Origin of the sequence: Clostridium guangxiense (assembly GCF_021043395.1) — a bacterium.
GTDB classification, from domain to species: Bacteria; Bacillota; Clostridia; order Clostridiales; family Clostridiaceae; genus Clostridium_S; species Clostridium_S guangxiense.
Window position 1 is genome coordinate 26,466 of the sequence record NZ_JAJNKE010000008.1, and the last position, 12,645, is coordinate 39,110.

General features: G+C 30.6%; 8 protein-coding genes and 1 riboswitch. Of the genes, 7 read left to right on the top strand and 1 reads right to left on the bottom strand.

The genetic code is table 11. The features are described 5' to 3' along the window. Positions 1 to 3 precede the first annotated feature (3 nt). From LQK79_RS07235 to LQK79_RS07255, 5 genes are all read left to right on the top strand, one after another. Positions 4 to 903: a PilW family protein gene (locus LQK79_RS07235; RefSeq protein ID WP_231016067.1), complete on the top strand. Its 900-nt coding sequence runs from the start codon at positions 4 to 6 to the stop codon at positions 901 to 903. A gap of 2 nt (positions 904 to 905) precedes the next feature. Further along, entirely contained in the window at positions 906 to 2,381 is a 1,476-nt protein-coding gene (locus LQK79_RS07240; RefSeq protein WP_231016068.1) for a hypothetical protein, read from the top strand. A gap of 21 nt (positions 2,382 to 2,402) precedes the next feature. After that, positions 2,403 to 6,401 (top strand): DUF5057 domain-containing protein, encoded by a 3,999-nt coding sequence (locus tag LQK79_RS07245; RefSeq protein WP_231016069.1) that lies wholly within the window; start codon positions 2,403 to 2,405, stop codon positions 6,399 to 6,401. A gap of 53 nt (positions 6,402 to 6,454) precedes the next feature. Next, positions 6,455 to 6,556: riboswitch (purine riboswitch) on the top strand. 79 nt (positions 6,557 to 6,635) lie between these two features. Continuing rightward, positions 6,636 to 7,946, top strand: coding sequence for a nucleobase:cation symporter-2 family protein (locus tag LQK79_RS07250; protein ID WP_231016070.1), 1,311 nt, complete (start codon positions 6,636 to 6,638; stop codon positions 7,944 to 7,946). Between the two features lie 84 nt (positions 7,947 to 8,030). Beyond that, positions 8,031 to 8,600, top strand: coding sequence for a xanthine phosphoribosyltransferase (locus LQK79_RS07255; protein WP_053241375.1), 570 nt, complete (start codon positions 8,031 to 8,033; stop codon positions 8,598 to 8,600). 556 nt (positions 8,601 to 9,156) lie between these two features. Here LQK79_RS07255 and gltX read toward each other — a convergent pair. Beyond that, on the bottom strand, positions 9,157 to 10,620 hold the full coding sequence (gene gltX / locus LQK79_RS07260; protein WP_053241376.1) for a glutamate--tRNA ligase: 1,464 nt from the start codon (positions 10,618 to 10,620) through the stop codon (positions 9,157 to 9,159). Positions 10,621 to 10,886: 266 nt separating this feature from the next. On the opposite strand from gltX, the gene LQK79_RS07265 reads away from it, so the two are divergent. Further along, entirely contained in the window at positions 10,887 to 11,507 is a 621-nt protein-coding gene (locus LQK79_RS07265) for a DUF488 domain-containing protein (RefSeq protein ID WP_231016071.1), read from the top strand. A gap of 97 nt (positions 11,508 to 11,604) precedes the next feature. Beyond that, positions 11,605 to 12,627, top strand: coding sequence for an acetylxylan esterase (locus LQK79_RS07270; protein ID WP_053241378.1), 1,023 nt, complete (start codon positions 11,605 to 11,607; stop codon positions 12,625 to 12,627). The last annotated feature ends 18 nt before the right edge of the window (positions 12,628 to 12,645 follow it).

Sequence of the window (12,645 nt, forward strand, 5' to 3'; positions counted from 1 at the left end):
AGTGTGGAAAAGAGACATAGGGGATTTACATTAATAGAGGTAATAACAGTAGTAGCAATGATGGCTATTTTTTCACTTGGAGTGTATTATTTTGAAAGTGGAAATTTTAAAGTATATAGCTACGAAAAGGAAGAGGCAGATATACAATTTGATTGTAAAACAGCAGTTACGCAAATAGCACAAGATATTAAACAGGCGAAACAAAGCCCTTATTCAATAAAAACGGAAAGGTTTGACATTGGCACAAGGTTTGATAATTTGTTTAATATTCAGCTTGGCAGCAATTATACACCACTTATTTATATAGAACAAATAGATGGTGAAGGTTGTATGTACGCTTTGAAAAAAATCGGCTCTGAAACAGAGCTTGTAAGACTTGAGCTTACCACAAATTCTTTTTCGCTAGATAAGGATGCTGATAATAATGTTCAAAATACAAGAAGTATATTGAACTATAATGATGATAATACAACTGGTGATTATGTAGGAAAGAAATTAGCTGCTGATAAATTCAACAACGAAATTGGACATTTAGATGTTCCTTCAAATTGGATAGGAGAGTTTATTTACGAAGAAAATGGAGAATTTTATCTTGTATATAATATAAATGATGGAAAACATTATGAAGTTCGGTTGGAGGAAAAGGCAAATTATATATTGAAAGCAAACAGTGAAAAAGTTATAGCTAAAAATGTAGATGTGTTTCCTAGCGATAAAAATTATGTAGAACCTCTTAATTATGTTTTGGGTAAGGATGATACTAGTGAAGCTGATAATAATACCCAGGATTATAAAAGCAATGCTTATAATATTTTTATCACTCTTACAAGTAAAAAATACCCAAGTATAACAAAAAGTTATACCATGTGTGTTTCAAAGATAAAATATAGTGGAGATGATTAGAAGTGAGAAAAAGCAAAAATAGAGGTTTTGCCCTTATATATGTAATATGTGTAATTATGCTTCTAAGTGCCCTAACGCTTTCTGCTTTATTACTGCTATCTACTAATAGAATTACAACAGCGCACATAGAGAGGACTGATAAAGCAAAATTAGCTGCAGAAACTGGAATAGACAAAGGTATTTCTGCTCTTAAGGCTAAAATAGCAAAAGATGATTGGAAACAATACCTTGATATTCAAGAAAATCCTGCTGGAAATTATAAGTTTGATGTCCCAGATAATATAGCTGATACTACACTAGAAAGTGGTGCATCATACAAGGTGGAGTTCGATAATGCAGCTTCCTATAAGGATACTGTAACGGAAACTGATAAAAAATGTATTAAAATAACTTCAACTGGAAAGTATCAATTATCAACCCAAACTATAGAAGCGTACATAGATGTAGCGAATATTTCTAATGCATACTTTAATAGGATGTTTAACAGCACTTTAACAAGTATAGATTCAAACAAAGAAAACTCAGGTGATTTTACCTTTAACAACGCTATGGAAGATGGTGCAATTCCTTTAAATAGCGATACCGTTAAAAACAATTCAGATGGAAAATCTGATTTAATGGTTTATAAATATGATAATACTAGTGATACGCCTAAGAAGTTAGATGATATTGTGTCAAATATGTATACTGATATTGAAAATGGCATTGCGAGTGGCAAGGTTAATTCGGAAATTAGTATTGATAATATTGAAGAAAGCTGGATTCCAACTAGTGAAATGCTGAAAAATGCTAAAACTCAAGAAGAAATTGACAGAATTAAAGATTATAGCTTAGATGATTATATTAAAATTAAAAATAGTAAAGGTACAAATGATTTTGAAAATATGCTTCAATATTCAACCTTTTATAAAATTATATTTATTAAGGGTGATATTGAGGTTGGTGATCTAAATAGGCCTCTTGTAAACTATATAATATATTGCGATGGCTCTATTAAATTCAACTCTTCAAATCCAAGTTGTTTTTGGAACTGTAATATTTATGCAAAATCCATAACAACTCAAAATGGTACAGTTTATAAGTTAAATGATAGTCAAAGTATAGATAATGCAGGAGATGCCAACTCAAATATTGCTTATTATGATAAGAATGAGCAAAAGGTGATTTTTAGAAGTAATGGAGAAGAAGCGAGTCCACAGCCAAATATAGAAATAATGGGGATAAATTCAGATAAAGCTAAAACTTCAATCTTGAAGCATATTATGAATTATGACGTTGATTCTCAGCCGTACACAAGGCTTGAAAATTATTATAATGCAATTGATGCCACTAAACATGCAGATGCAGTTTTCCCAGCAAGTGCCGCAGGTGAGTTTAATCCAGCGGATAGAGTGGCTGTAAATAAAATTCTTTTAAATAACATAAATGAGTATGCTTATGGTCTTAAGTTTAGAATTATAGGTTGGGTAGAAAGTTAAATTTATATAGGGGGTGAAGCCATGGATAATCGTGTAAAAAAGATGTTTAGTTTGCTGCTTATATTAGTGCTTATAACAGTTCAATTTAATTTAAATATAAATGTGAAAAATGTAAAGGCAGCAGATAACAATGATGCAGCTAAGTTAAAGATACTTGAAATAGAACCAGGGGATGAGTATGTTTTAAGCAAAAACATGTTTTCAAATAATGTTGATATTACACAAATGCCTATGTCAGAATTCATAGGCAAAATAGATAAAGTAAACGGAATGTATGATATTGTGTATGTTGGGAATAAAACCTACACAAAATATGTTACAACCTATAGTGGAAATAAAGTATCAGGTAAAAATGCATATGCAATTAAGTACAGTAAAGTTGGTACAAAAGCTCCAAAAACAGGTGTCGATTTTGGTGAAAGCAATCAGAATGACCCTGGTCATGTAGAATATTATAGCGAAAATGATATTACGGATAAAAAAGCCAAAGAACTTAAGGAATACATAGAATCAGGACAGTTGTTTTTGTTTGACAGTTCAATATTCAAGGATGAAGAACTTGATGGATCAAAGCTGTGGAATAATCTAAAAAACTATCAGAATATGCCTAATTTTAAAGCTGTGGATTCAAATTTAACTTCAAGCTTAATAACGAATTATTATAACAATTCTAACAAAAGACCTATTGTTACAATAAAAAGTTCTCCACTCCCCTATACTGGTGATTTGAAAAATTATAATCCGGACAGAAATATGAATTTTGTATTTGATATAAGTGGTGACACTTCTCATACTTTTACTACTAAGTTATATTGTGATATGAATGGGGACGGGCTTTTTAAGGATTATGAAAGTTATGCATCGGTAAATAAACAGACAGGTGGGGCTAACCTGCAATTGAGTTATATGGTGCCTGACTATTTTGTTGGCTTAATGCCATGGAAGCTTGAGGTTACGGATGATGTTACGAATGTCAAAAGTTATCAGTATGGATATACACTTTATAAAAGCGATAATGTGGTCCCAATAAGAGTACTGCAGATATATCCTAAAGGTAATTCATTGGATTTGACACAAGATTTAACAAAGATCCAATTACAACAACAAGGATACTATAATGTTCAAATAACTAAAAAGAGTTGTGATGAGTTTAATAAATACAATGATAAAGAATATCAGTCAACCTATAATGAGGCTTTAAATGATTATAATACCGCATTAAATAATTACAACAAATACGGAAGGTATGGTGGTTCATGGTGGAATCCAATAGATTATCTTGAAGTACTTAATGATGCCAAAGCTAATCTAAATGAAGTCAAAAATTCAATGATATCTCTTAATGGAAATTATGATATGGTCATAATTGGATTTGCAGATATGTATGGAAAATCTAGTTTTACTGAAAATGCGACGGATGCTATAATTGATTTTATAAAGACTGGTCAAAGCGTTATGTTTACACATGATACTCTTTCTGCTTATTTAAGTCCTGAGAAAAAGAATATGTATGGATTCCAATTTAATAAAAAGCTTAGGGACTATTTAGGACAAAGTAGATATGTAGATGAAAATAATCCTAATGAAACTGATTATGATGGAAGTGAAATTTCTCATGATAGCTATCCAGATGCTGATGGAATACCATCATATGGTTTTACAACAGATATGATATTATCTCATAATGATTATAATAATGAAAAACCTAAATCTTGGGGGGCTCATGATTATTTTGATCACAAACAGGCGGCTAAAGTGAATGACGGAGTTTTTTCTGAATATCCATATGTTTTAGGCAGAAATAACGTTAATCCTAAAACTTTAAATATATCTCAAACGCATCATCAATATTTTCAGCTTAATTTAGAGGATGAAGATGTTGTGCCATGGTATGATTTAAGTGGGGTAATAAATACTGGTGGAAGTGCAGGAAATGTAAATGACCCTAGAAATTATTATTACACTTATTCTAAAGGCAATATAACTTATTCAGGTACAGGTCATAGCTCTCCTAGGGATAGTCAAGATGAGCAGGAAATGTTCTTAAATACCATTGTTAAAGCTGCTAGGACGGCAAATCATGCACCTACTGTAAATGTGTTTAATTTAAACGAGGGACAATTGGTATCAAAAAGTCAAAATTCACTTGATTTTAGTTTTATGGCACAGGATTCAGATCAAAATGATGAAAAAAAAGATGCATTGAGAAGAAATATTTATATTAATGATAAATTGGTAGATGAGAATGGTAACGGTATAAGTGATTATAAAACAATGACTTCTGGAGATGAAGTAAAGGTATCTATACCGAAGGATAAATTAAAAGAATTAGCTGGAACAAATGCAGATGTATCAATTAAAATTGAAGTTTTGGATACTCAAAATGCAAAAGGAGAAAAAACTATTAATTTTAAATACGTAGATGAACCAACTCTTAGTGCAAGTGTATCTGGGCTTAAAAATGGATATTTAGTAGGCGATACTGCAGAGACAAGTCTTAGCATAAATGCTATAAATTCTACTAGCGCAATTACAGATACAATGTTTCTTAGTGATAATAATGCTGCAGCATTACAAAATGATGGGCTATCTTTAAATTGTATAAATACTTCAAATGGCAGTAATGCTGATGTAGTAGAAAGCTCGGATCTAAATTTAAAGGATATTAATTTTAAGTCAGGAAATATCGATAATCCAAACACACCAAAAAACTTTACCCTTAAGCTTAACAGTGAAGGAAGTTATAAAGTTGAAAATTTATTTAAATACAATTTCTTAAATCTCGATAGCAAAGTTCAGAAGAATTATGAATATGACTACAACCTTAATGTTAAAGAGGGAGACATTTACGTAAAGTGTGTTGATAGCTCTGGAAGGGTATTTACTCCATCAGTTAAAATTAACATTACAAGACCGAATAGTGAGGTCGTGAGTCAAAATACAGATAATACGGGGCAAACACAGTTTTTAAAGGAGACTTCCGGTAGTTATAAAGTATCTGTAGACAATACCACTGGATATAGTTTAGTTGGCAGTAGCACTCAAGATATAAATTTATCTTATGATAATCCTAAACCAACTGTCATATTTGAATTTCAAACTTTGACGGCGCCAGATATACAATTAAGTCCTGCTCCTAACACGAATGGATGGAATAATACTAATGTTACTGCTACTTTAGTGAAACCTGCTAATTTCCCTGATAGTTTACAAAAGATTCAGTACAAAATAGATGATGGGGATTGGACTGATTATATAGAACCAGTTGTTATGCGAGATGATGGAAAACATGAAATTGCGGCAAAAACTGTTGATAAAATTACTTTAGGCGAGAGCGCTATAAATCAAAAGGAGGTTAAAATAGATAAGATAAAACCTCCAAAGCCTCAGATAACAAACAAGGATGGAAACATTTCTATAAAAGAGGCGAACATTTTAATAGAATTTGGAAATGACGGAGAAAATGGGTCTGGTATTGACAAGAGAGAGTATAGCTTGGATGGAGTAAATTGGACGGAAGGTGCTTCTGAAAACACAAGCATTAAAGTTACAAATAGTTGCACTGTATATGCAAGAGAAGAAGATAAAGCAGGAAATTACTCTGATACTGCTGAACTTGAAGTAAATATCATAAATATAACAAACAACGATATTGAATTAGAAGGTTTGACTTTTAATACTATACCTGAAGGGGGAAGTGTTGATTTTATAGTAAAGGTTAAAATAGGAACAGATGAAAAAGGAGAACCAATATATTCATCAAAAGATGATAATGTAAAAGTTGTAGTAAAATCAGATGATGGTAATATAATAAAAGTGGCGAATAATAGCAAAGATATTAGCGATTCAGATCAAAGTAAAAGTGATGTTATAGCTGGAGCTGATGTGTTAACTGCATTTGGAATTGATGGAGCGGGAGGCAAGAATACTAATATAACTGTTACTTTGGAGAAAGATGATAGCATAAGTATTACTAAAAATATAAAAGTAATTAAAAAAGAAAGTGGTCTTCTATATTAAATTTAAAATTGAATTAAAAATATAAACAATAGTTGATAAAATATGATATAATTTTTATTGTAATTTTTTAAACTCGTATATAATCGGTAATATGGTCCGAAAGTTTCTACCTGCTAACCTTAAATGAGCAGACTACGAGGTGTTTTTGAATTATTATGCTATTGTTTTCAAAAATACCTTATATATTTATGAGGTATTTTTTGCATACAATAATAAAATGTAAGGGAGAAAAAGATGGAGACACAAAAAGAAAATGAAAAACAAATTGAATTAGCTTATGAAGTAGACGATAAACCAAAGTTATTATCTCAAATTTTATTGGGATTTCAGCATATTTTTGCTGCTTTTGGTGGTATCATAGTAGTACCAATAATTATAGCAGCTGCACTAAAACTTGATGTAAAAACATCTACAGCCTTGATAAGCGCTGCAATTTTAATGGCCGGAATTGCTACCTTTATACAATCTAAAGGTATAGGACCTATTGGAGCACGTGTAGCATGTATTATGGGAACAGATATAACATTTGTTGCGCCTGCTGCAGTGGTAGGTAAAAAATTTGGTTTAGCAGGTATATTTGGAGCTACCATATTAGGAGCTTTTTTAGTAATAATTTTAAGTTTTTTTATTAAGTATATAATGAAGCTATTTCCGGAAATTGTAACAGGTATTGTAGTTTGCTTAATAGGGCTTACTCTTTTACCAGTTTCAATAGATTGGGCAGCAGGAGGCTCTGGAGCGCATGATTATGGAAGCTTAAGAAATATAAGCATAGCGCTAGTTGTTACTTTAATAACACTGCTATTAAATCATTATGGAAAAGGACTTTTTAGCAGTGCATCAATTTTAATAGGAATGGCAGTAGGATATGTGATTTGCATTTGCCTTGGCATGGTTGATTTTTCATCGGTATCTAAGGCAAACATAATATCTCTTCCACAGGTTTTTGGTCATGGTATAAAATTTAACTTAGATGTGCTTTTGCCTTTTATTCCAGCTTACTGTGTGTCTGTTATAAGCACTGTTGGAAACTTAAGGGCTATTAATGAGATTTCTGGTATTAAAGAGGACGATAGTAGAATTTCTAAAGGAATACTTTCAGATGGAGTTGGAAGTGTGCTTGCAGGTGTATTTGGAGCAATGCCGAACACCTCATTTAGTCAAAATGTAGGTCTTATACCCCTTACAAAGGTTGCAAGTAGATTTGTAACTATGACAGCTGGAATACTTCTTGTTATACTAGGCTTATTTCCTAAATTTGCAGCAATTATAAATGTAATGCCTCAGCCAGTACTTGGAGGAGTTGGAATTGTTATGTTCGGAACAGTAGCTGCTGCTGGAATTCAGACTTTAAGTAATGTAAAACTAGATAATAGAAACATACTTATAATAGCAACTTCAATTGGATTAGGGTTAGGAGTAACTTTTAGACCAGAGATTTTATCGAATCTTCCAGAAAGTTTAAAAATGATTTTTTCGTCTGGAATTTCAACTGGAACAATTGTTGCACTTATACTAAATCTTATACTAAAAGAGAAAAAGTAAGATATGTTTTAAGTAAGCATAAAAATTAACTTTTATGCTTATTTAAAACAAAACCTAAAAATAAAATATACGAGGTGTTTAAATATGGAAGAACTACGTAAAAAGATTTTAGAAGAAGGACATGCACTTAATGAGTCAGTATTAAAGGTAGATTCTTTTTTGAATCATAAAGTTGATCCTAAATTGATGTATGAAATAGGGACATATTTTAAAAAATATTTTGAAAATAAAGGAATTACGAAGGTTTTTACTATTGAAAGTTCAGGTATAGCTCCAGCAGTTATGACTGCAATGCAAATGAATATACCTATGGTTATACTAAAAAAGCAAACATCAAAAGTATTAAAGGATGATTTTTATCAAACTACTGTACATTCCTTTACTAAGGGTTCAGATTATGAACTTACTTTGTCAAAAAAGTATATATCAAAAGAAGATAATGTGCTTATAATTGATGATTTCTTAGCCAATGGAGAAGCTTCTTTAGGTGCAATACGTTTGGTAGAAGAATGTGGGGCAAAGGTTTCTGGGATAGGAATTGTTATTGAAAAGTCATTTCAACCTGGACGTAAAACATTGGAAAAAAGAGGATATGATGTTTATTCTCTTGCACGTATAAAAAAGCTTGGAAAAGATTTAATTGAATTTAAATAAAAATGCGAAATAACAATGCTTTGTCACATTAAAAAAATCCTATAAATCTAAGGTAAAAAAATCATAAAATACTAAGATATTTCAATAACTCGCTATCGCTCAGACAGATTGAAATATCTAAGTGTTTTATGATTTTTTTACCAAGATTTATTAGTATTTTTTTAAATCGTTCCTTCAGCATTGTTATTTCGCTCTCACGGTAGTGCAAGGAAAAAATTCCTCCGTGCCTACGGAATTTTAGGTATGAATTCTTGTAATCACTTAAATTTTTATAATATATTCTCTGAAATAGACTAGTACAATTTCATCAAAATACGTTTACAGTGTATTTTTCGTAAAGAAACGGAGAAAAATCTACCTTGATTTTCGTCAGCACAGCGAAGTAACAACATTGAAGGAATAGTTTAAATAAAATTCTATAAATCTTAGTGGCAAATTGTTAAAAGCTTTAGAAATTTCAATTTGTTTGAGTCAAAGACGAGTTATTGAAACCTCTTAAGCTTTTAACAATTTGACGCTTAGATTTATTAATTTTATTTAATATTCCAAAATGTTGTTACTTGCCATTTTTTAATTTTTCAATACCAATTTTTATTCTTTTTATGGATTCTTCTTTGCCAATTATATCTGCAATTTCAAAAGCGCCACCTGGTGTGAATTTTTTACCTGAAAGAGCTGTTCTTAAAGGCCATAATATTAAACCATTTTTTACACCTAATTCTTTAATAAATCCCATTACCGTAGTTTGAATGGATTCCAAATTCCAGTTCTTTAATTCTTCAAGAATAGGGAGAGATTTTAAAAGTCCATCTAAAGAGTTTTCAGTGTTTGTTTTCATTTTTTTATGAGTGTACATTTCTATATCATATTCAGGAAGTTCATCAAAGAAATCTACCATGTCTGGAATTTCACTGAATACTTCAACTCTAGTGTGAAGTAGTTCACTTATTTCATTTAAATTTATGTTTTCCTTTTTTATAACTTTTTTGTAATATGGTAAAGCAAGTTCATGGAACTCCTCTAAGGAAAGCTTTCTTATATATTCTCCGTTCATCCACTTAAGTTTTACAGGGTCAAAAACAGCAGGAGATTTGTTTATATGTTTATAATCAAATACCTTTATCATATCGGAAAGAGATAGTATTTCATTTTCTCCTTCAGGATTCCAACCTAAAAGTGCTATGTAATTTAAAACAGCTTCTTTTAGATAACCTTTTGCAAGTAAATCTTCAAAAGATGCATCGCCATTTCTTTTACTTAATTTGCTGTGAGCATCCTTCATTATTGGTGGGCAGTGAACGTATATAGGAACTTCCCATCCAAAGGCTTCATATAATCTGTTGTATTTTGGAGCAGAAGATAAGTATTCATTTCCTCTAACTACATGAGTTATTCCCATTAGATGGTCATCGACAACATTTGCAAAATTATATGTAGGGAATCCATCAGATTTTATTAAAATCATGTCGTCAAGTTCAGAATTGTCAACGGAAATTCTTCCATAAATAACGTCATCAAAACTTGTAGTACCTTCTGTTGGATTGTTTTGTCTTATAACGTAAGGAACTCCTGCATCAAGCTTTTCTTGAATTTCTTCTTTAGATAAATGCATGCAGTGTTTATCATACTTAAAAGGTCTTTTTAGTGCTTCTGAATTTGTCTTTAAAATGTCAAGTCTTTCCTTACTACAGAAACAATAGTAAGCTTCACCTTTTTCAATCAATTTCTTTGCATATTCAAGGTAAAGTCCTTTTCTTTCACTTTGGATATATGGACCTACCGGACCACCTATATCAGGACCTTCATCGTGCTTTAAACCAGTTGTTTTAAGGGTGTTATAAATTACATCTACAGCACCTTCAACGTATCTTTCCTGATCTGTATCCTCAATTCTTAATATAAATTTACCATCTTCATGTTTTGCAATTAAATAAGTATATAAAGCAGTTCGTAAATTTCCAATGTGCATATAACCGGTAGGGCTAGGTGCAAATCTTGTTCTTACTTCTTTTGCAACCATTAAAAAATCACTCCTATTTTTATTAATAATAAACGCCTCCCATCCAAAGGGACGAAAGGCTTCATAAAATGCTAATCTAATAATATAATATAACGTATTTTATGTCAAGATTATGTATGAGAAATCATATAAAATTACGGCATTGACAGTCTTTTTTTATTTGACTACAATTATAATGAAATGTTAACAGAAAGCTTTTTATTAATTTTAAGTTTAAGTTTCGTAGTGGTTTATCCATAATTAAAAGATTAAGGAAAGATGATTATATGATAAATTTATGTTATACAATAGGGTATGATAAAAGAGAATTAAAAGATTTTAGTGAGATTTTAAAAGAATACGGAATTAATTGTGTGGTAGATATAAGAGCTATGAGAAATGATATAAGTGGTGTATACAATGGGGACAATATTAAAAACTTTCTCAACAAGCTTGGAATTTATTATATACCTATGGGAAAGGAATTTGATTTAAGAAATTATGAGTTTGACGGCAATGACTTTGAAAAAGTACGTTCAAATGAAAAATTTATAAATGGAATACTTAGGATAGAAAATGGAATTAGAAAAGGCTTTAAAATTGTAGTTATGGGTATAGAGAAAGAGCCTATTTGCTGCAATAGAGGCGTAATTATAGCTTATGTACTTAAGAATAGAGGAATAAGACTAGAGCATATAATTAATAAAGAAAGTTTAAAAAATCAAAGTGATGTTGAGGAAGAACTTTTGAAATTATATGGTGTTAAGCTCATAAAAAAAGTTGCAGAGTTATCCATAAAAAGTATTAAAAATAATGTAGATCTAGATATGGATGAGAGAGACTTTAAAAATGAAATGGTTGAGGAAGCTTATAGAGTGAGAAATGCCGAGTTGAACAAAAATATATAAAATAAAAATAGTTTTCATTTTCCTAAATTATTGCAAAATATGAAAATTAATTTTATAATTATTATGACGATAACGTTTACGTTTGGGAGGGATAATTGTGAAGTTTAATCATGTGTCAGAGTATGAAAAATGTGAAAATTTGAAGTTAACTCCTGAAGAATTTAAGAAACTTATAGGTTATAATGAAGTGAAATTGGACAATGAAATTGAGCTGCTTTCAAAAGAAGAATTTGATAAGTACACAATAAAATTAATTAGGTATAAAGTTAATGTAAATGAAAGAGTGGAGGCATACGCGCTTATTCCTAAAAATATAAAAAATAAGGTGCCGGGGATTTTAGCTATACATGGAAATAAAAATGATGAGGATTATAAGTTTGGAAAAAGTACTGCTGCTGGAATATGCAAAAACGATGAACTAAATTATGGGCTTGAACTTTGTCTAAATGGATATGTTGTTATATGTCCTGATAGATTTCCTTATGAAAGTAGAAGCTTTGAAAAATCTAATTTATATGATGATTTTATGAAAAAAAATTCTATAGGTAGAAAAGCAAATGTAAGCGAGAACTATAGGATATTTAGATGTAATGAGCTTTTGTATAGCGGATGTACTGAAATGGCTAATGAAATGTTTGAAATGAAAAGAGCAATTGATATTCTGCAAAGTTTCGAGGAGGTGAATAGTGAAAAAATAGGTATAATTGGATCTGAAGAAGGCGGATTATTTGCAATATTGACTATGTTTTTAGACAAAAGGATAAAGGTTGGGTGCTGTAATTACAATATGTATTTTACTACCAACTTGTATAATGATAATAATGTGAAATTTATTAAAGGGTTTGATATGTGCATTTCTATTCCTGGGTTAAAAGAGTATGCTGCTGAATATGACATACTTTCAGGTATTGCACCAAGGCCTTTTATTTTTACCCAAAATAGTAAAAATGACTTTGAATTATCTTTTGAAAAAATAAATAGCAAAGTTAGAGAAAGATATTTAGATATGAGGGTACCTAATAAATACAGCAGCATAGTGTTTAACAGCGAAAGTTCGTTCCCACAGGATATTAGAGAAAAATGCTATTACTTTATAGATAAATGGATTAAGAACAAGTAAAATATATAGAATTATATG

What these genes read in the sequence shown, in the direction of transcription:
- LQK79_RS07250 (WP_231016070.1), top strand. Translation starts at nt 6,636, where the DNA reads ATGGAGACACAAAAAGAAAATGAAAAACAAATTGAATTAGCTTATGAA.
- LQK79_RS07265 (WP_231016071.1), top strand. Translation starts at nt 10,887, where the DNA reads ATGATAAATTTATGTTATACAATAGGGTATGATAAAAGAGAATTAAAA.
- LQK79_RS07245 (WP_231016069.1), top strand. Translation starts at nt 2,403, where the DNA reads ATGGATAATCGTGTAAAAAAGATGTTTAGTTTGCTGCTTATATTAGTG.
- gltX (WP_053241376.1), bottom strand. Translation starts at nt 10,620, where the DNA reads ATGGTTGCAAAAGAAGTAAGAACAAGATTTGCACCTAGCCCTACCGGT.
- LQK79_RS07255 (WP_053241375.1), top strand. Translation starts at nt 8,031, where the DNA reads ATGGAAGAACTACGTAAAAAGATTTTAGAAGAAGGACATGCACTTAAT.